We start from the raw sequence: 20,940 nt of genomic DNA on the forward strand, positions 1-20,940 counted from the left end.
GACGGTGAAGACATGCCCGTACCCGTGATCCTCGACTGCGATCCCGGTCACGACGACGCCTTCGCCATCCTGCTGGCCGCCGCCCACCCCTCCGTCGACCTGCTCGCGATCACCACCGTCGCGGGCAACCAGTCGGTGGAGAAGACCACCCTGAACGCCCGCCGCGTGTGCGAGGCCGCCGGAATCCGGGGCGTGCCGATCGCGGCGGGCGCGGCGGGCCCGCTGCACGGCCGGCCGGAGGGCGTACAGCTGCTCGCCGAGAACATCCACGGCGGCTCCGGGCTCGACGGCCCCGACTGGAGGCCCACCTTCGGCGCGGGCGAACCGGCCGTGCCGCAGGACCCGCGCGACGCGCTCGCGCTCCTCGTGGACACCCTGACCGGTCACCCGGCTCCCGTGACGCTCGTCCCGACGGGCCCGCTGACCAACATCGCGACGCTGCTCCTCGCGTACCCCCGGCTGACCGCCCGGATCGAGCGGATCGTCCTGATGGGCGGGTCCGCCGAGCGCGGAAACACCACCCCCGCCGCCGAGTTCAACATCCTCTGCGACCCGGAGGCGGCGGACATCGTCTTCGGCTGCGGGGTGCCGGTGACGATGTTCGGCCTCAACGCCACCCACCAGGTGCGGGCCACCCCGGAGGTCGTCGCGCGGCTCGCGGCGCTCGGCACCCCGCTGAGCCGGCTCTGCGTCGAGCTGCTCACCTACTTCGCGTCGACCTACCGCGAGGTGTACGGCTTCGACGCGCCCCCGCTGCACGACCCGCTGACGGTGGCCCACCTCATCGACCCGTCGCTCGTCAGCCTGGTCCGGGCGGCGGTGCGGGTGGAGCTGACGGGGACGTGGACGCGCGGCGCGACCGTCGTCGACCTGGACGGGGTGACGGGCCTCGCTCCCAACGCGGAGATCGGGATGGAGGTCGACGCGGGCGGTTTCTGGGACCTGATCGTCGAGGCGGTACGGGTGCTGGGCGGCGCCCCGGAGAGGACGTGAGTCGCCCTCGCCGTGAGCCATGAGCCGCTAGCCGTCAGCCCCTAGCACCCTCGGCCCTCGGCCCTCAGCCCTCGGCCCTCAGCCCTCGGCCCTCAGCCCTCAGCCCTCAGCCCTCAGCCCTCAGCCCTCAGCCGCAGTCGTGGTCGGCCGGGTCCACGACCACGCGGTCCAACAGGCCGCGCAGGAGCGTCTGTTCGGCCTCGGTCAGGTCGCCGAAGAGCTCGCGCTCGGCCGCGCTCACGGCCGTGTCGACCCGCTGGAGCACCTCCGCGCCCGCCGCCGTGATCTCCACGATGTGCCGCCGCCTGTCGGCCGGGTCCCGTCGCCTTTCGGCGAGCCCGTCGGACTCCAACTCATTCAGGATCGCGACCAGTTGGCTGGGGTCGACCTCCATCGCTGCAGCCAGCTCGCGCTGGCTCATCGCGCCCGGGGCGAGCCGCATCAGCGTCATCGCGTTCCGCGGGTGCAGCCCCACGACCCCCAGGGCAGCACGGATCCGCGCGCCGGTGAGCTCCCCCCGGAAGGAGAGGAGGAAGCCGAGGCGGTCGGTCGGGAGAGCTGCCATGACACCCACCGTAACAGCGGCCCTATTGTGGAGCGAGATAAATCGTTGATACCGTTCAACGATTGTCATCGCCATACCGTTGGAGCCCACCCATGTTCATCGCCTACACCGTCGTCGCCGCGCTGCTCGCCTTCGCGCTCTCCGCCTCCGCCTTCCTGACCGTCACCCGCCATCCGCAGATCGCCGCCACCATGGTCAAACTGAGCGTCCCCGACTCCTGGATGCCATGGCTCGCGACCGCGAAGGCGGCGGGCGCGATCGGCCTGCTCGCGGGCCTCGCCGTCCCCCTGCTCGGCGAGGCGGCGGCGATCGGCGTGGTCCTCTTCTTCGCCGGCGCGGCCGTCGTCCATCTGCGAGCCAAGGACCGCGACGTGGCGCCGGTCGTCCTCCTCGGCCTGCTCGCGGCGGCCGCGCTGGTCCTGCGCATAGCCTCGAACTAACGCGACGAGACGTCTCGTCTTGCCAAGCTCCCTCCCGTGCCGTACTGTCGATGAAACGAGACGGACCGTCTCGCGTAATCGACAGAGGAGAGTGCCCTTGTTCCGTGCCCGACTCACCGAGGTCAGCAAGCGCTACGACGACCGGTACGTCCACCACCGCACCGTCCTCGACCGCGTCTCCCTCACCGTCCGCCCCGGTGAGCGGCTCGGCGTCGTCGGCGACAACGGCTCCGGAAAATCGACCCTCCTCCGGCTCCTCGCCGGCCTGGAGACCCCTGACAACGGCACCGTCGAGGTCGACGCCCCCGGCGGCCTCGGCCACCTCGCCCAGACCCTGGACCTCCCCGCGACCGCCACCGTCGGCGACGCCGTCGACCACGCGCTCGCCGAGGTACGGGAGCTGGAGCGGGCGATCCGTACGGCCGAGGCGACCCTCGCCGACACCGGCGACCTCGCCGGGTACGCGGAGCTGCTCACCGCCTACGAGGCCCGCGGCGGCGCCGGGGCCGACCGGCGCGTCGAGACCACCCTGCGCCGGCTCGGCGAGCCCGGTCCGCTCGACCGCGCCCGCACCCTCGGCACCCTCTCCGGCGGGCAGCGCTCCCGGCTCGCCCTCGCGGCCGTCCTCGCCGCCGAGCCCGAGCTGCTCCTGCTCGACGAGCCGACGAACGACCTCGACGACGAGGCCGTCGCCTGGCTGGAGGAGTGGCTGCGCGCCCACCGGGGGACGATCGTCGCCGTCTCCCACGACCGGGTCTTCCTCGACCGGGTCGCCACCGCCGTCCTGGAGGTCGACGAGGACCGCCACACCGTCCGGCGGTACGGCGACGGCTACTCCGGCTACCTCGTCGGACGCGCCGCCGAACGGGCCCGCAGGCACCGGGAGTACGAGGAGTGGAAGGAGGAGCTCGCCCGCTATCGGGTCCTCGCGGACACCGCCGTCGACCGGTTCTCCGCGATCCCCCGCAAGGCCCCGGCGGCGTTCAGCGGGGCGGGCGCCTTCCGCGCCCGGTCACGGGCGCACGGCGCGATGAGCCGCATCCGGGCCGCCCGCGAGAAGCTCGCCCGGCTCACGGCCCATCCGGTCCCGGCGCCCCCGGAACCGCTCCGGTTCCGCGCCGACCTCGTGGGCGAGGGCGCGCGCGTCGACCTCACCGGCGTACGCGTCGACGGCCGGCTCCACCTGGACGCCCTGCACCTGGAACCGGGCGAGCGGCTCCTGGTCACCGGTCCGAACGGCGCCGGGAAGTCGACCCTGCTGAAGGTCCTCGCGGGCGAACTCGCCCCGGACGCGGGCGCGGTACGGGCTCCGGCCCGGGTCGGGCTGCTCCGCCAGGAGACGGCCCCGCCCACCGACCCCCGTACGGTGAGCGAGGCCTTCGGAGAAGACCGCGCGGACGAACTGCTCGCCCTCGGGCTCTTCTCCGCCCCGGACCTGACCACCCCCGTCCGATATCTGTCGACCGGACAGCGGCGGAAGCTGGAACTGGCGCGGCTCGTGACCGGCCCCGCCGACCTGCTCCTCCTCGACGAGCCGACGAACCATCTGGCTCCCGGACTGGTGGAGGAGATCGAGGCCGCGCTCGCGGAGTACCGGGGCACGCTGATCGTGGTCAGCCACGACCGGCGCCTCCGGGCGGGCTTCCGGGGCCGGCGCCTCGAACTGGCCCCGGCCCGGAAGCCGGTGCCGAGCCGGGACCTGTTCGTCGGGTCCCGGGGCCAGGCGCCGCACCCCGGGCGGGACTTCGACGACAGGCCCTAGGGGCGCGTCTTGCCGATCAGACCGGGCTCGCCTGATCGACAAGACACCCCTAGCCCTCGTCGCCCTCGTCGTCCGAGGAGCCTTCGAGGTCGCCCTCCGTCTCCAGGAACACCTGACGCAGGGCGGCCAGGGTCTCCGGGTCCGGCTTCTCCCACATGCCCCGCGACTCGGCTTCGAGGAGCCGCTCCGCGATGCCGTGCAGGGCCCACGGGTTGGCCTCCTTCAGGAAGGCCTGGTTCTCCGCGTCGAGCACGTACTCCTGGGTCAGCTTGTCGTACATCCAGTCGGCCACGACGCCCGTGGTGGCGTCGTACCCGAAGAGGTAGTCGACCGTCGCCGCCAGCTCGAACGCGCCCTTGTAGCCGTGGCGGCGCATCGCCTCGATCCAGCGCGGGTTGACCACGCGGGCCCGGAAGACCCGGGAGGTCTCCTCGACCAGCGTGCGGGTGCGGACCGTCTCCGGGCGGGTCGAGTCGCCGATGTACGCCTCGGGGGCCGTGCCCTTCAGCGCGCGGACGGTCGCCACCATGCCGCCGTGGTACTGGAAGTAGTCGTCGGAGTCCGCGATGTCGTGCTCACGGGTGTCCGTGTTCTTCGCGGCGACGGCGATGCGCTTGTACGCGGTCTCCATCTCCTCGCGCGCCGGACGGCCTTCGAGCCCGCGCCCGTACGCGTACCCGCCCCACACCGTGTACACCTCGGCGAGGTCCGCGTCCGTACGCCAGTCGCGGGAGTCGATCAGCTGGAGGATGCCCGCGCCGTACGTCCCCGGCCGCGAGCCGAAGATGCGGGTCGTCGCGCGCCGCTCGTCGCCGTGCTCGGCCAGGTCGGCCTGGGTGTGCGCCCGGACGTAGTTCTCCGAGGCGGGCTCGTCGAGCCCGGCCACCAGGCGTACGGCGTCGTCGAGGAGGCCGATGACGTGCGGGAACGCGTCCCGGAAGAAGCCGGAGATGCGGAGGGTCACGTCCACGCGGGGACGGCCGAGCTCCGCCAGCGGGATCGGCTCCAGGCCGTTCACCCGGCGGGAGGCGTCGTCCCAGAGCGGGCGGACGCCGAGCAGGGCCAGCGCCTCGGCCACGTCGTCGCCGGCGGTCCGCATCGCGCTCGTCCCCCACAGGGAGAGGCCCACGGAGGTCGGCCACTCGCCGTTGTCGGTGCGGTAGCGCTCCAGGAGCGAGTCGGCGAGCGCCTGGCCCGTCTCCCAGGCGAGCCGGGACGGCACGGCCTTCGGGTCGACCGAGTAGAAGTTCCGGCCCGTCGGAAGGACGTTGACCAGGCCGCGGAGCGGGGAGCCGGACGGGCCCGCCGGGACGAAGCCGCCGTTCAGGGCGTGCACGGCGTGGGTCAGCTCGTCGGTGGTGCCGGCGAGCCGCGGCACGACCTGCTCGCAGGCGAAGCGGAGGACCGTCTTCACGGACTCCAGCTGGATCCCGTACGCCGTGCCGCCCATCGGCGGGGCGCCCAGGCCCAGTACGGCGGCGTCCGTGATCGCGTCCACGGACCAGCCGACGGCCTCCATGGCCTCGACCACCCGGCGGGCGCGCTCCTCGATGTCGTCGGTCCTGGCCCGGTCCATGGCCGACTCGTCCAGGCCCAGCGCCTCGCGCAGGCCCGGCAGCGCCTGCGTACCGCCCCAGATCTGCCGGGCGCGCAGGATGGAGAGGACCAGGTTGACCCGGGCCTCGCCCTCCGGCGCCCCGCCGAGGACGTGCAGGCCGTCCCTGATCTGCGCGTCCTTGATCTCGCACAGCCAGCCGTCGACGTGCAGCAGGAAGTCGTCGAAGCCGTCGTCCTCCGGACGGTCCTCGAGTCCCAGGTCGTGGTCGAGCTTGGCGGCCTGGATCAGCGTCCAGATCTGGGCACGGATCGCGGGCAGCTTGCCCGGGTCCATGGACGAGATCTGCGCGTACTCGTCGAGGAGCTGCTCCAGGCGCGCGATGTCGCCGTACGACTCGGCGCGCGCCATCGGCGGCACCAGGTGGTCGACGAGGGTCGCGTGGACGCGCCGCTTGGCCTGCGTGCCCTCGCCCGGGTCGTTGACGAGGAAGGGGTAGATCAGGGGGATGTCACCGAGGGCCGCGTCCGGGCCGCAGGCCGCGGACAGACCGGCGTTCTTGCCGGGCAGCCACTCCAGGTTGCCGTGCTTGCCCAGGTGGACCATGGCGTCGGCGCCGAAGCCGCCGTCCTCGGAGCGGGCGGCGATCCAGCGGTAGGCGGCCAGGTAGTGGTGGGACGGCGGCAGATCGGGGTCGTGGTAGATCGCGATCGGGTTCTCGCCGAAGCCGCGCGGCGGCTGGATGAGGACCAACAGGTTCCCGCGGCGCAGGGCGGCGAGCACGATGTCGCCCTCCGGGTTGCGCGACCGGTCCAGGAACATCTCGCCGGGCGCCGGGCCCCAGTGCTCCTCGACGGACTCACGCAGCTCGGCGGGGAGTTCGGCGTACCAGCGCTTGTAGTCGGCGGCCGGGATGCGGACCGGGTTGCGGGCCAGCTGCTCCTCGGTCAGCCAGTCCTGGTCGTGGCCGCCGGCCTCGATGAGGGCGTAGATCAGCTCGTCGCCGTCGCCGGAGACCAGACCGGGCAGCTCCTCGGCGGGACCGAAGTCGTATCCCTCCGCGATCAGTCGCCGCAGGAGGGAGACGGCGGAGGCGGGCGTGTCCAGACCGACGGCGTTGCCGATGCGGGAGTGCTTCGTCGGGTACGCGGAGAGGACGAGCGCCAGCTTCTTCTCGGCGTTCGGGATGTGACGCAGGCGCGCGTGGCGCACGGCGATCCCGGCGACGCGGGCCGCGCGCTCGGCGTCCGCGACGTACGCGGGCAGGCCGTCCGCGTCGATCTCCTTGAAGGAGAAGGGGACGGTGATGAGCCGGCCGTCGAACTCGGGCACGGCGACCTGGCTCGCCGCGTCCAGCGGCGACAGGCCCTCGTCGTTCTCCTCCCAGTTCGCGCGCGAACCGGTCAGGCACAGCGCCTGCAGGATCGGCACGTCGAGCCCGGCGAGCGCGCCCGCGTCCCAGGCCTCCTCGTCGCCGCCGGCCTGCGCCTCGGCGGGCTTGGTGCCGCCCGCGGCGAGGACGGTCGTGACGATCGCGTCGGCGGTACGGAGCCGGTCGAGCAGCTCGGGCTCGGGGGCCCGCAGGGACGCCACGTACAGCGGGAGCGCCTGCGCGCCGGCGTTCTCGATCGCCGCGCAGAGGGTGTCCACGAAGGCGGTGTTCCCGCTCATGTGGTGGGCGCGGTAGTAGAGCACCGCGATGGTCGGGCCGTCCGTGCGTCCCGGGGTGCGCTCCAGCGGGCCCCAGGTGGGGGCGGCGGCCGGGGCCTCGAAGCCGTGGCCGGTGAGGAGGACCGTGTCGGAGAGGAAGCGGGCCAGCTGCGCCAGGTTGGCGGGGCCGCCGTGCGCGAGGTAGGCGTGCGCCTCGGTGGCGACGCCGACGGGGACGGTCGAGGTCTCCATCAGCTGGGCGTCGGGGGCCTGTTCGCCGCTGAGCACGACGACCGGCTTCCCGGCGGCGCGGATCGCGTCCAGGCCCTCCTCCCAGGAGCGGAGGCCGCCGAGGAGGCGGACGACGACGAGCTCGACGCCGTCGAGGAGGCCGGGCAGTTCGGCGAGGGGCAGCCGGGAGGGGTTGGCGAAGCGGTACTCGACCGGTCCGCCGGCCGAGGCGGCGTTCGCCGCACGGGCGCTGAGCAGGTCGGTGTCGGAGTGCGACAGCAGCAGAAGCATGGCGTGCGCAGGCCCTTCCTCGGGGTTGTCCGCGCCCCGGGTGGTCGTGTGGGTTGGGGCCTCCCCTGCTCGAGCGAAGCCGAGAGCTTGGGGAAGGGAGTTCCTGACTCACCGGTCCCGGGATCGTGCTTGCGCACAGCCCGGGGCGGCTCACAGTGGCGGGACCGCGCCGGATTCTCACCGGGCTTCCTCCCCGGGGTCCTGGGACCCCATGCCGATCTGCATCCTAGATCGTGCCGTCGCGGGGCGGGGCGGGCCGTCGAGTCGGCCGGATCACACCCGGTGGTGGGCCGGTTCCCCGTGGGTATGCTCGCCGCCATGCCGCCCACCCCACCCACGACGCCCGAACGGGACGAAGCTCGCATTCGGGACCGTGGCGACGCCTGCCCCGGGGCGCTGCGCCTGCACGCCGCCGACGACGGCCGACTGGCCCGACTCCGGCTGCCCGCAGGGCGCCTGACGGCTCGCCAGGTCGAGACGCTGGCGTACGCGGCGGAGTCCCTCGGCGACGGGCGGATCAGCCTCACCTCCCGGGGGAACGCCGAGCTGCGCGGCCTCACCGAGGGCTGCGGCACGGAGCTCGCCGCGCTCCTCACGGAAGCGGGCCTGCTGCCCTCCCCCACGCACGAACGCGTCCGCAACATCGTGGTCTCGCCCGCCGCCGGCCTCGACGGACTCGGCGGCCCCGAGGTCCAGTTGTGGGCCCGTGACCTGGACGGCCTGCTGTGCGCCGAGCCCTGGGCGGCGGCGCTTTCCGGCCGATTCCTCTTCGTCCTCGACGACGGGCGCGGAGACGTGGCGGGACTCGGCGGAGATGTGACCTTGGTCGCAGTGGAGCCGGGTTCCGCGCTCCTGCACGTCGGCGGGCAGGCCTTCCGGGTCGGCGGGGACGACGCGCCCCCGGCCGCGCTCGCCGCCGCCGGAGCCTTCCTGGCCGCCGCCGGCGAGGCCGGGAACGGGGCCTGGCGGATGCGGGAACTGCCGGAGGGGTGCGCCCCGGACGTGGCGGGCGCGCTCGCCCGCGCGGGGATCGCGGCGGAGCCCGTACCGGACCGGGAACTTCCCGAGGGCACGCCCCTCACTCCCGGGCCCCTCGCCCCCGGGCCCCTCACTCCCACGCCCCCCGGCCCGATCGGCCCCGCCTCCCTCACCCCCGGCCCGATCGGCCCCGCCTCCCTCTACGTTCTGGCCCCCCTCGGCCGTCTCACCGCCGCCCAACTGCGCGCGCTGCTGCCCGCCGAGGAGGTACGGCTCACGCCGTGGCGCGGAGCGGTGGTCGTCGGGGCGACGGGCGAGGACCGGCTCGCCGCCCTCGCCTCGTACGGGCTGATCACCCGCCCCGACTCCCCCTGGGCGGGCGTCAGCGCCTGCACGGGGCGGCCCGGCTGCGCCAAGTCCCTCGCGGACGTCCGCGCCGACGCGACCCCGGGGCGGCCCGGCCCCACCGGGCACCCCGCCGCCCCCGCGCACCCCGCCCCCGCAGGCCTCCCCGTCCACTACTCCGGGTGCGAACGCCGCTGCGGCCATCCGCACGGCACCTGGGTCGACGTCGTCGCCACCGCCGACGACGCCTACCTGGTGGACGGCGCCCCCACCCCCCGTACCGCCCTGCCCGACGCAGTGACCACGGCCCGCACCACGACGACGAGATGAGCGAGAGCACCAGGATGTTCGACTACGAGAAGGACGGGGCGGAGATCTACCGCCGGTCCTTTGCCACGATCCGCGCCGAGGCGGAGCTCGCGGGCCTGCCCGCCGACGTCGCCCAGGTGGCGGTCCGGATGATCCACGCCTGCGGCATGACCGACCTCGTCCAGGACATCGCGTACTCCCCCCAGGTCGTCGCGAAAGCCCGCGAGGCCCTGAACGCCGGAGCCCCGATCCTCTGCGACGCCCAGATGGTCGCCAGCGGCGTCACCCGCAAGCGGCTGCCCGCCGACAACGAGGTGATCTGCATGCTCTCCGACCCGGCCGTGCCGGGCCTCGCCGCCGAGCTGGGCACCACCCGCTCCGCCGCCGCGCTCGAACTGTGGCGGGACCGCCTCGAAGGCTCCGTCGTCGCCATCGGCAACGCGCCCACCGCCCTCTTCCACCTCCTGGAGATGATCGCGAAGGGCGCTCCCCGACCGGCCGCCGTCCTCGGCATCCCCGTCGGCTTCATCGGCGCCGCCGAGTCCAAGGACGCGCTCGCCGAGCAGACGCTCGGCCTCGACTACCTCGTCGTACGGGGCCGTCGCGGCGGCAGCGCGATGACCGCCGCCGCGATCAACGCCCTCGCCCACGAAGCGGAGATCCAGCAGTGACCGGAAAGCTGTACGGGGTCGGCCTCGGCCCCGGAGACCCGAACCTCATGACGGTCGCGGCCGTGAAGGCCATCGCCGGCGCCGACGTCATCGCCTACCACTCGGCCCGCCACGGCCGCTCGATAGCGCGCTCCATCGCGGCCGAGCACATCCGCGAGGACCACGTCGAGGAGCGGCTCATGTACCCGCTCACCGTCGAGACCACGGACCACCCCGGCGGCTACCGCGGCGCCCTGAACGACTTCTACGAGGAGGCCGCGGCCCGCCTCGCCGCCCACCTCGACGCCGGCCGCACGGTCGCCGTCCTCGCCGAGGGCGACCCGCTCTTCTACGGCTCGTACCAGCACATGCACAAGCGGCTCGCGGACCGCTACGACACGACCGTCATCCCCGGCGTCACCTCGGTGAGCGCCGCCGCCGCCCGGCTCGGCGAGCCGCTGTGCGAGGCGGAGGAGGTCCTCACGATCATCCCCGGCACGCTGCCGGAGGACGAGCTGACGGCCCGCCTCGCGGGCACCGACTCGGCGGTCGTGATGAAGCTCGGCCGCACCTTCCCCACCGTGAAGCGGGCCCTGGAGCGGGCCGGTCGCCTCGACGACGCCCGGTACGTGGAGCGCGCGTTCATGGCGGGCGAGCGGACCGGCGCCCTCGCCGACATCGACCCGGAGACCGTCCCCTACTTCTCGGTCGCCGTCCTCCCCTCCCGCGTCGACCAGGAACTTCCCGTACGGGAACAGGGCGAGGTCGTCGTCGTCGGCACCGGCCCGGCCGGCGCGCCCTGGCTGACGCCCGAGTCGCGCGGCGCGCTCGTCAACGCCGACGTCCTCGTCGGCTACACCACCTACCTGGACCGGGTGCCGGTGCTGCGCCCCGGCCAGATCCGGCACGGCTCCGACAACAAGGTCGAGTCGGAGCGGGCCGAGTTCGCGCTCGACCTGGCCCGGCGCGGTCACAAGGTCGCGGTCGTCTCCGGCGGCGACCCGGGCGTCTTCGCGATGGCCACCGCCGTCCTGGAGGTCGCCTGCGAACCGGCGTACACGGACGTCCCCGTACGGGTCCTCCCCGGCGTGACCGCAGCCAACGCGGCCGCCGCGGCGGCGGGCGCCCCGCTCGGCCACGACTACGCCACGATCTCGCTCTCCGACCGGCTCAAGCCCTGGGACGTCATCGAGGCCCGGCTGCGTGCCGCCGCCGGCGCCGACCTGGTCATCGCCCTCTACAACCCGGGCTCCAGGTCCCGTACCCACCAGGTGGCGGCGGCCCGCGACCTCCTCCTGGAGCTCCGTTCCCCGGAGACCCCGGTGGTCGTCGCCCGCGATGTCGGCGGCCCGGAGCAGTCGGTCCGCGTCCTCACCCTGAAGACCCTGGACCCGTCCGAGGTCGACATGCGGACGCTGCTCCTCGTCGGCTCCTCGCAGACCCGCGCGGTCGAACGCGCCGACGGCCGGACGATCACCTGGACGCCGCGCCGGTACGGCTGACCGGCTCGCTACGAGCCGGTCCGCGTGAAGGTGCCGAGACCTTCCTGGTCCAGGTACTCGACGCGGACGGTCTTCCCGTCCGGGGAGAACGTGACGCCGGTCGGGCCGACGGCGTTCTCCCCGCGCGTCGCGAAGCTGAACGTGTCGCCGTCGTAGTGCGTGAGGCGGTACGTCTGGGGCTCCGGCCCCAGCTTCAGCACCAGGCCGCCGCCCTCCTCGGTCACCGTCAGCCTGCCGAAGTAGTCGTTGGCGTACGTGCCGGCGTAGGCGTCGGCGGCCTTCGCGGGGGTGGCGTCGGCGGGCACCTTCGCGTAGTCCGTCTCCGAACGGCCCGCGTCCTCCTGCTGCTGGTAGAGGCCGTCGACCAGCGGCAGCCAGTCCCGGCTCGGCTCGCCGTCCTGCGCGGTGTCGAAGAAGTCGAGGGCGACGGTGTCCGCGACGCCGGCCGGCGCCCCGTTGGTGAGGACGACGATCCCGAGCTGCTCGCCCGGCAGCATCGTGACGTTGGTGTGCGCGCCGAGCGCGAACGCGCCGGTGTGCGAGAGACGCAGCCGGCCCTCGTCGTCGTACGACACGTTCCAGCCGAGGCCGTAGAAGCCGGTCCGGCCGGCCGGTGCGCGGGGCGGCGAGGCGACGGCCTCGGGGTGGTGGGTGAGGGTCAGGGCGTCCTCGTCGACGATCCGGCGGCCGTCGAGCTCGCCGTTCGCCAGCTGGAGCCGCAGCCAGGTCGCCATGTCGCCGGCCGAGGAGCTGACGCCGCCGGCCGGTGACTGGGCGTCCGGGTCCCGCACGTACCGCGGCTTCCAGCTGCCGTCGGACTCCTGGACGTGGCCGACGGCCCGGTCGGGGTTGGTGGCGAAGTCCTCGAAGCGGGAGCTGGTGTCGTCCATCCCGGCGGGCTTGTACAGCGTGTCCTCGGCGAGCTTCTCCCACGGCACGCCCTCCCGCCCGGCGACGGCCTCGGCCGCCGCCGTGAGGCCGAAGTTGGTGTACGCGTAGCTCGCGCGGAACGGCGCCAGCGGCTCGTACCGCAGGTGGGACAGGATGTACGCCTGGTCGTAGCCGAGGTCCTCCAGGAGGTCTCCGGCGTGGTCGGGCAGGCCGCTGCGGTGCGAGAACAGGTCGGCGACCGTCACATGGGAGCTCACCCACGGGTCCTTCAGCCGGAACTCCGGCAGGTCGGGGGCGACGGGCCGCTGCCAGCCCTCGACGCCGACGGCCCCGGCGACGACGGTCGACGCGATCGGCTTCGACACCGAGGCCAGCTGGAAGACGGTGTCGGCGTCGACCTTGGCCGCCTTGCCCACCTCACGGACCCCGTACCCCTTCACGACGAGGACCCGGTCCTCGTACACGACGGCGACGGAGACGCCGGGGACGCCGGTGCGCTTCATCAGCTCCGTGACCGTGGCGTCGAGCCGGCCGACCGCCCGGTCCACGTCCGCCCGGTCGAGCACGGGAGGCGGCTGCGGCGGGGGCGGATCCGGGGTGGGCGAGGGGCTCGGCGCGGCACCCAACAGCGCCACGAGCCCCGCCGTGACCAACCAGCGGACGGTACTCACCCCTCCATTGAACGCCGGGAGGAATCCCCTGTCGCGCCAAGGCTTCTAGGACAGCGCCCAGGCGGCGGCCTCCTCCGGGGTCGCCGCCACCGGAACGCCCTCCGGGACCGGGGGGCGGCGGACGACCACGACCGGGACGCCCGCCTCCCGGGCCGCGGTCAGTTTCGGGGCGGTCGCCGCGCCGCCGCTGTCCTTCGTCACCAGGACGTCGACGCGGTGGCGGTGCAGCAGCTCCCGTTCTCCTTCGAGCGTGAAGGGGCCGCGGTCGAGGAGGACTTCGGTGCGGGCCGGCATCGGGGCGTCCGGGGCGTCGACCGAGCGGACCAGGAACCACTCGGGGCGGTCCGCGAAGGCCGCGAGGCCCAGGCGGCCCGTCGTCAGGAACACCCGGTCACCGAGGCCGTCCAGAGCCCCGGCGGCCTCCTGCAGGGAGGCCACGGAACGCCAGTCGTCGCCCGCTACCGGGACCCAGCCGGGACGGCGGAGCGCCAGCAGGGGAACATGGGCGGTGGCGGCCGCCCGGGCCGCGTTGAAGCTGATCCGCTCCGCGAAGGGATGGGTGGCGTCGATGACCGCGTCCACGCCGTGCTCGCGCACCCAGTCGACGAGCCCGTCGACACCGCCGAAGCCACCGATCCGCACCCCGCCCTCGGGCAGCCGCGGCGAGGCCACCCGCCCGGCGAGCGAACTCGTCACCCGCACGTCGGTGCCCGTGTGGAGCAGGCCGGCGAGGGTGCGGGCCTCGGTGGTCCCCCCGAGAATGAGTACGTGCACAGGAGCCTCTTCGTGATGTCGGGCGGCGGGCGCGAGGCCCAACTCAAGCACACCGGTCTGCGCCCCGGATGGACGACCGGTGCCTGTGCGACGGCGGCGACGACCGCCGCGTACACGGCCCTGCTCACCGGCGAGTTCCCGGACCCGGTGACGGTCACGCTGCCGAAGGGGCAGACGCCGGCGTTCGCGCTCACCGCCGAGTCCCTCGGCTCCGGTACGGCCATGGCGGCCGTCGTGAAGGACGCGGGCGACGACCCCGACGTGACGCACGGCGCGGTGATCCGCTCGACCGTACGGCTCCTGCCGGCCGGCTCCGGCGTCGTCTTCCGGGCGGGCGAGGGCGTCGGCACGGTCACCCTGCCCGGCCTCCCCCTGGACGTCGGCGAACCGGCGATCAACCCGGTGCCCCGGCAGCTGATGCGCGAGCACGTCGCCGCGGTCGCGGCCCGGCACGAGGCGCCGGGCGACGTGGAGATCACCGTCTCCATCGACAACGGCGCCGAGATCGCCCGCTCCACCTGGAACCCGCGCATCGGCATCCTCGGCGGTCTGTCGGTCCTCGGCACGACCGGCGTCGTCGTCCCGTACTCCTGCTCCGCCTGGATCGAATCCATCCGCCGGGGCGTGGACGTGGCCCGCGCGGGCGACCTCACGCACGTCGCGGGCTGCACCGGCTCGACCTCCGAGCGCACGGTCACCGAGCTCTACGACCTGCCGGAGATCGCCCTCCTCGACATGGGCGACTTCGCGGGCGCGGTCCTCAAGTACATCCGCCGCCACCCCGTGGACCGCCTCACCGTCTGCGGCGGCTTCGCCAAGCTCTCCAAGCTGGCCGCCGGACATCTGGACCTCCACTCGGCCCGCTCCCAGGTCGACAAGGCCTTCCTCGCCGACCTGGCCCGCACCGGCGGCGCCTCCGAGGCCCTCGCCGCCGAGATCGCCGACGCCAACACGGGCCTCGCCGCGCTCCGCCTCTGCGAGGCCGCCGGCGTCCCCCTCGGCGACCTCGTCGCCGCCCGCGCCCGCGACGAGTCCCTCGCGGTCCTGCGCGGCGCGCCGGTCGCGGTGGACGTGATCTGCATCGACCGCGCGGGCATCGTCGTGGGCCGTTCGACGGTACGGGGCCCGGGCGGCGCGTAAATCGCCGCGACAGCGCGCGGCCCCGCCATCGAGAATCCGACCATGACCGACTTCTCGCACAAGCCCACGCTCACCGGTGGCCTGGTGGTCCTCCGCCCCGTCACGGAGGACGACGTCCCCGCGCTGCTGCCGCTGTTCGAGGACGCGGAGGTGACCAGGCTGACCGGCTGCCACACGCGCTTCGACGAGCCGGCACTGCGGAAGTGGTACGCCTCCCGGGGCGCACAGGACGACCGCCTCGACCTCGCCGTCGTGGAGCGCGCGACGGGCCGGGTCGTCGGCGAGGCCGTCCTCAACGAATGGGACGAGGACAACGAGAGCTGTTCCTTCCGCATCGGCTTCGTCCCGGACGCGGTCGGGCGGGGCCTCGGCACGGAGGCGACCCGGCTGATCGTCGGCCACGGCTTCGAGGCCCTCGGCCTCTACCGCATCCATCTGGAGGTCTACGCCTTCAACCCCCGCGCCCGCCGCGCCTACGAGAAGGCGGGCTTCCGGGCGGAGGGCGTGCTGCGGGGCGCGCTGCTGTGGGAGGGCGAACGGGTCGACGCGACGGTGATGTCGATCCTGGCGCCGGAGTACCGGGCGGGCCGGACCCGGCGGGAATTGTCGGACACCCCCTAGCGGACCCGCCCGCCGCCCCACCCGCTCAGGCGGCCGGGTAGCCGATCTCCCGTACGTCCTCCGCGAGGCCGTCGAGGTCCGTCTCCGGGTCGAGGGCCGGGTTGAGGGCCGCCACGATCTCCGGGGTCAGGGGGCGCAGGGCGAGGACGTGCCGTACGGCTTCGAGACCGACGGGGCGTTCGTAGTAGTCCGAGGCCCACTCCGCGTACGCCTCCGCCGAGCGGTCCGTGAGCAGGTGGAGGAGGCGGCCGGAGCCGTCCGGGTCCGGGTGACCGTCGAGGTCCGGGAAGGCGACCGGTCCCGTCCGCCAGGCCGTGTCCGCGGTCTCCCGCCAGAGGCAGGCGGTGGTCACGTGCACCCCGTCCTCGTCCGTGAACGCGGGCTCCGTCAGGTACTCCCGGAAGGCCTCCGGGACACCGTCGAGGACCCCGGGCCAGGTCCGGCCGTCCGCGAGCGGCCCGAAGGGGCTCAGCGGCGACTCGTGGTCGAAGACGCGCGCGTACGCCCCCGCCGGAGAGAGCACGATCGTGTACTCGCCGCCGGAGCCGTCCCGCATCGACGCCAGCTGCTCGGTCTCCGACCAGTGCGCGTCGAAGGAGTAGTACCGGCCCTCCCAGTCCGGGCTGAGGACGGCGTCCAGCATCGCGAGCCCCCGGGAGTGGTCGCGCAGTTCCTCGATACCCGGCAGCGCCCGGGCCACGTCGTCAACGGTCATAGGTCCATGACACCGCACGGTGCCGACAGCCGACATGCGGCCCCCCTGCCGCGAATCTACGCTTACCGGGACATACCCCACGAGCGAGAGGGAGTCCCATGGCGAAGCGAGGCAACAAGCGTCGGGCCCGCAAGAAGAAGAACGCGAACCACGGCAAGCGGCCGAACGCCTGAGGCGGGACCACGCGCCGGGGCCCCGGGGATCGGACTCCCCGGGGCCCCGGCGCGTGGTCCCGGGTTCCGGGCCCGGGGTTCAGAGGGAGTCGAGGTCGACGGCCTCCGCCATCGCCCGGTAGCCGGCCGCGTTCGGGTGGAGACCGTCGCCGCTGTCGTACTCCGGACGCAGATGGTCGCCGTCCGCGACGGCGCGGTCGAAGTCGGCGACCGCGTCGTACTCGCCGCTCGTGCGGATCCAGTGGTTGACCTCGTCCCGGACCCGTTCGGGGTCGTACGTCCCCACGACGAAGGGCGGCGAGGGGAAGGGCGGGATCGTGGCGCCGACGATCCGCAGCCCGGCCCCGTGCGCCGTGCGGATCAGGATCCGGTACCCCTCGATGAGTTCGGCGGCCGTGACCCGCCGGTTCGGCCGGGTGCAGCGGGTCTCCTGGGTGGTGCCCATCAGGATGTCGTTGGTGCCTTCGAGGACGATGACCGTGCCGGCCCGGGGCTGGCCGAGGACGTCGCGCGCGAACCGGTCGACGGCCTTCTCCCCGTAGCAGGCGGAGTCGCTCAGGACCCGGTTGCCGCCGATGCCGAGGTTGAGGACCGGGCGGGGGTCGCCGGACGCGGCGAGGCGGTCGGCGAGCCGGTCGGGGTAGCGGTCGTCGGCCCCGGGCGTGGCCCCGAAGCCGTCCGTGAGGGAGTCGCCGAACGTGACGACCCCCCTGGGTCCGGGCCGCGCGGCCACCTCGACGCCCTCCAGGACGTACCAGGGCGGAGTCCGCTCCGTGTACGCGCCGGGGTCCTCGTCGGCGCGGTGGTCGCCGCTCGCGCGGTACGAGTCGCCGAGCGCGTACTGGTGGAAGGTGACCGGGCCCGTGGGGCCCTCGAAGTACAGGGTGACGGCGACCCGCCGCTGGATCCGCACGGCCATCGGGACCGGGTCGCTGACGACCTTCCCGCCGGCCGGGACGGTGACCGAGCGGGCACCGCCGAAGGTCACGTGGCGGACCGTGCCGGGCACGAGCGCGGCACCGTCGCCGGCGCGGGCGACGGTGGCGCCGGTGAGCCGCAGCGGCGTGCTCCCGTACGCGTGGGAGAGCCGGATCCGCAGCTCGGGGCCGGTGGCGGTGACCCGGACGACCTGGCGCACGGAGTGGCCGTCGAAGCCCTTCTCCGACCAGGTCGGATAGAACTTCGAGGTGGGCCGCTGGACGGCGGCCGTCCACGCGCCGGTCCAGGGACCGCCGACCGGCCCGGCGTCCCCGACGGCGGAGGCGGGGACGGCCAGCAGGACGAGGGCGAGGGCGGCGACCGGGAGCCTGCGCGAGGACGGCATGCGGATCATTCTCGGCGGCTCGTCAGCAGACGTGCCGGTCCCGCGCCGGGTCGTAGAGGTGGCTGTCGCGGAACTCCGAGGCCGCGAGGGTGCGGCCGACCAGGATCACCGCCGTCTTGGTGATGCCGGCCGTCTTCATCTGGTCCGCGATGTCCTCCAGCGTGCCCCGCAGGACGATCTCGTCGGGGCGGCTGGCCATCGCCACGACGGCGGCCGGGCAGTCGACGCCGTAGTGCGGGACGAGCTCGCCGACGACCCGGTCGACGTACCGGGCGGCGAGGTGGAGGACGAGCAGGGCGCCGCTGCGGCCGAGCGTCGCGAGGTCCTCGCCCTCGGGCATCGGGGTGGCCTGCTGGGCGATCCGGGTGAGGATCACCGTCTGGCCGACGGTGGGAACGGTCAGCTCCCGCTTGAGCGCGGCCGCCGCAGCCGCGAACGCGGGGACGCCCGGCACGACCTCGTACGGGATCTCCAGGGCGTCGAGCCGCCGCATCTGCTCCGCCACCGCGCTGAAGACCGACGGGTCCCCGGAGTGCAGCCGCGCCACGTCGTGGCCGGCCTCGTGCGCGCGGGCGATCTCGTCGACGATCCGGTCCAGGTCGAGCTGGGCGGTGTCGACGAGCGTGGCGTCCGGCGGGCACTCGGCGAGCAGCTCGGTGGGGACGAGGGAGCCGGCGTAGAGGCAGACCCCGCACTTCGCGAGGGTCCGCGCGCCGCGCACGGTGATGAGGTCGGCCGCGCCGGGGCCCGCGCCGATGAAGTAGACGGTCATGCGGATCGATCTCCTGGATCTGCTGTTTTCGTTACGGACCACTGCGTGACCGGCATCGCCTGGCGCCAGCCCGTGAACCCGCCCACCGGGACGGCCGCGGCGACGGCGAGCCGGACGAGTTCGCCGCCGTGCCGGCGGTAGCGGTCGGCGAGCAGCGCCTCGGACTCCAGCGTCACGGTGTTGGCGACGAGCCGGCCGCCGGCCGGGAGCGCGTCCCAGCAGGCGTCGAGCAGGCCGGGGACGGTGAGCCCGCCGCCGATGAAGACGGCGTCGGGGGTGGGGAGGCCGGTGAGCGCCGCGGGGGCCGGTCCGGTGACGACGCGCAGGGCGGGGACGCCGAGGGTGTCCGCGTTGCGGGTGATGCGCGCGGCCCTCTCCGGGGACTTCTCCACCGCGATCGCCCGGCACGCGCGGTGGGTCCGCATCCATTCGATGCCGATGGAGCCGGAGCCGCCGCCGATGTCCCAGAGCAGTTCGCCGGGGGCGGGCGCCAGCGCGGCGAGCGTGGCGGCGCGGACGTACCGCTTCGTGAGCTGCCCGTCGTGCTCGTACGCCTCGTCGGGCAGTCCGGGCGTGGCACCGAGCCGGAGCGTGCCCGGGTCGCGTACGCAGTCGAGCGCGAGGACGTGGAGGGCGTCGGTCCGCTCGTACGGCCAGTCCGCGGCGGTGGCGTCGAGGAGCCGTTCGCCGGGGCCGCCCAGCTGTTCCAGGACCCGGACGCGGGTGGCGCCCCAGCCGGTGCGGCGCAGCAGCGCGGCGACCTCGGCGGAGGTGTCGGGGCCTTCGCCGAGGACGAGGAGCCGGCGCCCGGGGTGGAGGGCGGCGGAGAGCGCGGCGAGCGGCCTGGCGACGAGGGAGACGGTCTCGACGGCCTCCAGGGGCCAGCCGAGGCGGGCGCAGGCGTACGAGACGGAGGACGGGTGCGGGTGGATCCGGAGGCGGTCGGCGCCGACGGCCTCGGCGAGGGTGCGGCCGATCCCGTAGAAGGAGGGGTCCCCGCTGGCGAGGACGGCGACCGCGCGGCCCTCGTGGGCGGCGAGCAGTCCGGGGACGGCGGGCCGGAGGGGGGAGGGCCAGGCGATCCGCTCGCCGGGGCACTCTCCGGCGGGGACGAGGTCGAGCTGGCGGGGGGCGCCGATGAGGACCTCGGCGGCGTGCAGCACGCGGCGGGAGCTCTCGGGGAGCCCGTCCCAGCCGTCCGCGCCGATTCCGACGACCGATATCGCAGCGTTCACGTCGGGGACTCTACGTGAGCCCTCCGCGCGCCCTACTTCTGGGCGTTCTGCCCCACGTAGAAGAGGATCCAGACGAAGCCCGCGAAGGCGTGCGTCGCGAAGACGTACACGAAGACGCGGAGCATGACGCCGCGCTCTTTCCAGCGTTCGTTGTCGTACGTCTTCTCGGCCATGCGATCCAGGGTACGGGCCGGGAATACGTCGTGCGGGCGCGCCGTTGGACGTGTTAGTTTAAGCTTCAACAATTACTGAGGAACGCGAGAGGTGAGCACGATGCAGTTCGGGATCTTCACCGTCGGCGACGTGACGACCGACCCCACCACCGGCCGTACCCCCACCGAGCACGAGCGGATCAAGAACACCGTCGCCATCGCGCTCAAGGCCGAGGAGGTCGGGCTCGACGTCTTCGCCACCGGCGAGCACCACAACCCGCCGTTCGTGCCCTCCTCCCCCACCACCCTCCTCGGCCACATCGCCGCCCGCACCGAGAACCTGATCCTCTCCACCTCCACGACCCTCATCACCACCAACGACCCGGTGAAGATCGCCGAGGACTACGCGACCCTCCAGCACCTCGCCGACGGCCGCGTGGACCTGATGATGGGCCGCGGCAACACCGGGCCGGTCTACCCGTGGTTCGGGCAGGACATCCGCCAGGGCATCCCGCTCGCCATCGAGCACTACGCGCTCCTCCACAAGCTGTGGAGGGAGGACGTGGTCGACTGGGAGGGCAAGTTCCGCAGCGCCCTCCAGGGCTTCACGTCCACCCCGCGCCCGCTCGACGACGTCCCGCCGTTCGTCTGGCACGGCTCCATCCGCTCGCCCGAGATCGCCGAGCAGGCCGCCTACTACGGCGACGGCTTCTTCGCGAACCACATCTTCTGGCCCAAGCACCACACCGAGAAGATGGTCCGGCTCTACCGGCAGCGGTACGCGCACTACGGCCACGGCACCCCCGAGCAGGCGATCGTCGGCCTCGGCGGCCAGGTCTTCATGCGGAAGAACTCCCAGGACGCGGTACGCGACTTCCGCCCGTACTTCGACAACGCGCCCGTCTACGGCCACGGCCCGACCCTGGAGGAGTTCTCCCGGGAGACCCCGCTGACCGTCGGCTCGCCGCAGGAGGTCATCGAGCGCACCCTGTCCTTCCGCGACTACGTGGGCGACTACCAGCGCCAGCTGTTCCTGGTCGACCACGCGGGACTGCCCCTCAAGACGGTCCTGGAGCAGCTCGACATCCTCGGCGAGGAGGTCGTCCCGGTGCTGCGCAAGGAGTTCGAGAACCTGCGCCCCGTCGGCGTCCCCACCACCGCCCCGCTCCACCCCGCCGTCCAGGCCACGAAGGAGGCGTAA

The 20,940-nt window shown here is 73.8% G+C and carries 18 protein-coding genes and 1 riboswitch; of the genes, 9 read left to right on the forward strand and 9 right to left on the reverse strand.

The annotated features are described in order from the left end of the window. Positions 1-12 precede the first annotated feature (12 nt). Positions 13-993, forward strand: coding sequence for a nucleoside hydrolase (locus OG580_RS17095; RefSeq protein ID WP_267044543.1), 981 nt, complete (start codon positions 13-15; stop codon positions 991-993). A 127-nt stretch (positions 994-1,120) separates the two neighbouring features. Here the strand turns inward: OG580_RS17095 and OG580_RS17100 are convergent, their stop codons facing one another. Continuing rightward, positions 1,121-1,558 (reverse strand): MarR family winged helix-turn-helix transcriptional regulator, encoded by a 438-nt coding sequence (locus OG580_RS17100; protein ID WP_267044544.1) that lies wholly within the window; start codon positions 1,556-1,558, stop codon positions 1,121-1,123. 92 nt (positions 1,559-1,650) lie between these two features. On the opposite strand from OG580_RS17100, the gene OG580_RS17105 reads away from it, so the two are divergent. Continuing rightward, positions 1,651-1,998, forward strand: coding sequence for a DoxX family protein (locus OG580_RS17105; protein ID WP_267044545.1), 348 nt, complete (start codon positions 1,651-1,653; stop codon positions 1,996-1,998). Between the two features lie 97 nt (positions 1,999-2,095). Continuing rightward, complete coding sequence (gene abc-f, locus OG580_RS17110; protein WP_267044546.1) at positions 2,096-3,760, forward strand: ribosomal protection-like ABC-F family protein; 1,665 nt, start codon at positions 2,096-2,098, stop codon at positions 3,758-3,760. A gap of 49 nt (positions 3,761-3,809) precedes the next feature. On the opposite strand, the gene cobN is transcribed toward abc-f, so the two are convergent. Further along, positions 3,810-7,487, reverse strand: coding sequence for a cobaltochelatase subunit CobN (gene cobN, locus OG580_RS17115; protein ID WP_267044547.1), 3,678 nt, complete (start codon positions 7,485-7,487; stop codon positions 3,810-3,812). A 78-nt stretch (positions 7,488-7,565) separates the two neighbouring features. Continuing rightward, a riboswitch (cobalamin riboswitch) is annotated at positions 7,566-7,715 on the reverse strand. A 78-nt stretch (positions 7,716-7,793) separates the two neighbouring features. Between cobN and OG580_RS17120 the strand changes: the two genes are divergently transcribed. From OG580_RS17120 to cobJ, 3 genes are read left to right on the forward strand one after another with little or no spacing between them, the layout of a single operon-like run. Next, positions 7,794-9,140, forward strand: coding sequence for a cobalamin biosynthesis protein CobG (locus tag OG580_RS17120; RefSeq protein WP_267048032.1), 1,347 nt, complete (start codon positions 7,794-7,796; stop codon positions 9,138-9,140). Beyond that, entirely contained in the window at positions 9,137-9,790 is a 654-nt protein-coding gene (locus OG580_RS17125; protein ID WP_267044548.1) for a precorrin-8X methylmutase, read from the forward strand. The genes OG580_RS17120 and OG580_RS17125 overlap by 4 nt, the downstream gene beginning before the upstream one ends. Beyond that, the gene (cobJ, locus tag OG580_RS17130) at positions 9,787-11,271 is read left to right on the forward strand and encodes a precorrin-3B C(17)-methyltransferase (RefSeq protein WP_267044549.1); all 1,485 of its coding nucleotides are present in this window, start codon (positions 9,787-9,789) and stop codon (positions 11,269-11,271) included. Before OG580_RS17125 ends, cobJ begins: the two co-directional genes overlap by 4 nt. A gap of 8 nt (positions 11,272-11,279) precedes the next feature. On the opposite strand, the gene OG580_RS17135 is transcribed toward cobJ, so the two are convergent. Both OG580_RS17135 and OG580_RS17140 read right to left on the reverse strand, forming a co-directional pair. Continuing rightward, entirely contained in the window at positions 11,280-12,833 is a 1,554-nt protein-coding gene (locus OG580_RS17135) for a serine hydrolase (protein ID WP_267044550.1), read from the reverse strand. Between the two features lie 45 nt (positions 12,834-12,878). Next, the gene (locus OG580_RS17140; protein ID WP_267044551.1) at positions 12,879-13,607 is read right to left on the reverse strand and encodes a cobalt-precorrin-6A reductase; all 729 of its coding nucleotides are present in this window, start codon (positions 13,605-13,607) and stop codon (positions 12,879-12,881) included. A gap of 15 nt (positions 13,608-13,622) precedes the next feature. Here OG580_RS17140 and OG580_RS17145 point away from each other — a divergent pair, with 15 nt between their 5' ends. Both OG580_RS17145 and OG580_RS17150 read left to right on the forward strand, forming a co-directional pair. After that, the gene (locus tag OG580_RS17145; protein WP_267048033.1) at positions 13,623-14,747 is read left to right on the forward strand and encodes a cobalt-precorrin-5B (C(1))-methyltransferase; all 1,125 of its coding nucleotides are present in this window, start codon (positions 13,623-13,625) and stop codon (positions 14,745-14,747) included. Positions 14,748-14,789: 42 nt separating this feature from the next. Beyond that, on the forward strand, positions 14,790-15,368 hold the full coding sequence (locus OG580_RS17150; RefSeq protein ID WP_267044552.1) for a GNAT family N-acetyltransferase: 579 nt from the start codon (positions 14,790-14,792) through the stop codon (positions 15,366-15,368). 25 nt (positions 15,369-15,393) lie between these two features. On the opposite strand, the gene OG580_RS17155 is transcribed toward OG580_RS17150, so the two are convergent. From OG580_RS17155 to OG580_RS17175, 5 genes are all read right to left on the reverse strand, one after another. Further along, positions 15,394-16,083 carry a hypothetical protein gene (locus OG580_RS17155; protein ID WP_267044553.1) on the reverse strand — a complete coding sequence of 230 codons (690 nt, stop codon included), beginning with the start codon at positions 16,081-16,083 and terminating at the stop codon, positions 15,394-15,396. Positions 16,084-16,335: 252 nt separating this feature from the next. Beyond that, a complete protein-coding gene (locus OG580_RS17160) occupies positions 16,336-17,580 on the reverse strand; it encodes an SGNH/GDSL hydrolase family protein (protein WP_267044554.1) in 1,245 nt (414 codons plus the stop codon). Between the two features lie 22 nt (positions 17,581-17,602). After that, the gene (gene cobM, locus OG580_RS17165) at positions 17,603-18,352 is read right to left on the reverse strand and encodes a precorrin-4 C(11)-methyltransferase (RefSeq protein ID WP_267044555.1); all 750 of its coding nucleotides are present in this window, start codon (positions 18,350-18,352) and stop codon (positions 17,603-17,605) included. Next, positions 18,349-19,587, reverse strand: coding sequence for a precorrin-6y C5,15-methyltransferase (decarboxylating) subunit CbiE (gene cbiE / locus OG580_RS17170; RefSeq protein WP_267044556.1), 1,239 nt, complete (start codon positions 19,585-19,587; stop codon positions 18,349-18,351). The genes cobM and cbiE overlap by 4 nt, the downstream gene beginning before the upstream one ends. A gap of 32 nt (positions 19,588-19,619) precedes the next feature. Then, positions 19,620-19,760, reverse strand: coding sequence for a DUF6126 family protein (locus OG580_RS17175; protein ID WP_267044557.1), 141 nt, complete (start codon positions 19,758-19,760; stop codon positions 19,620-19,622). 100 nt (positions 19,761-19,860) lie between these two features. Between OG580_RS17175 and OG580_RS17180 the strand changes: the two genes are divergently transcribed. Continuing rightward, positions 19,861-20,940 (forward strand): LLM class flavin-dependent oxidoreductase, encoded by a 1,080-nt coding sequence (locus OG580_RS17180; protein WP_267048034.1) that lies wholly within the window; start codon positions 19,861-19,863, stop codon positions 20,938-20,940.

It is taken from the genome of Streptomyces sp. NBC_00094 (assembly GCF_026343125.1).
Classification (GTDB): domain Bacteria; phylum Actinomycetota; class Actinomycetes; order Streptomycetales; family Streptomycetaceae; genus Streptomyces.

Coding starts and splice junctions, on each gene's coding strand:
- OG580_RS17095 (WP_267044543.1), top strand. CDS start 13: ATGCCCGTACCCGTGATCCTCGACTGCGATCCCGGTCACGACGACGCC.
- OG580_RS17100 (WP_267044544.1), bottom strand. CDS start 1,558: ATGGCAGCTCTCCCGACCGACCGCCTCGGCTTCCTCCTCTCCTTCCGG.
- OG580_RS17105 (WP_267044545.1), top strand. CDS start 1,651: ATGTTCATCGCCTACACCGTCGTCGCCGCGCTGCTCGCCTTCGCGCTC.
- cobN (WP_267044547.1), bottom strand. CDS start 7,487: ATGCTTCTGCTGCTGTCGCACTCCGACACCGACCTGCTCAGCGCCCGT.
- OG580_RS17120 (WP_267048032.1), top strand. CDS start 7,794: ATGCTCGCCGCCATGCCGCCCACCCCACCCACGACGCCCGAACGGGAC.
- OG580_RS17125 (WP_267044548.1), top strand. CDS start 9,137: ATGAGCGAGAGCACCAGGATGTTCGACTACGAGAAGGACGGGGCGGAG.
- OG580_RS17145 (WP_267048033.1), top strand. CDS start 13,623: ATGTCGGGCGGCGGGCGCGAGGCCCAACTCAAGCACACCGGTCTGCGC.
- OG580_RS17150 (WP_267044552.1), top strand. CDS start 14,790: ATGACCGACTTCTCGCACAAGCCCACGCTCACCGGTGGCCTGGTGGTC.
- OG580_RS17155 (WP_267044553.1), bottom strand. CDS start 16,083: ATGACCGTTGACGACGTGGCCCGGGCGCTGCCGGGTATCGAGGAACTG.
- OG580_RS17160 (WP_267044554.1), bottom strand. CDS start 17,580: ATGCCGTCCTCGCGCAGGCTCCCGGTCGCCGCCCTCGCCCTCGTCCTG.
- cobM (WP_267044555.1), bottom strand. CDS start 18,352: ATGACCGTCTACTTCATCGGCGCGGGCCCCGGCGCGGCCGACCTCATC.
- OG580_RS17175 (WP_267044557.1), bottom strand. CDS start 19,760: ATGGCCGAGAAGACGTACGACAACGAACGCTGGAAAGAGCGCGGCGTC.
- OG580_RS17180 (WP_267048034.1), top strand. CDS start 19,861: ATGCAGTTCGGGATCTTCACCGTCGGCGACGTGACGACCGACCCCACC.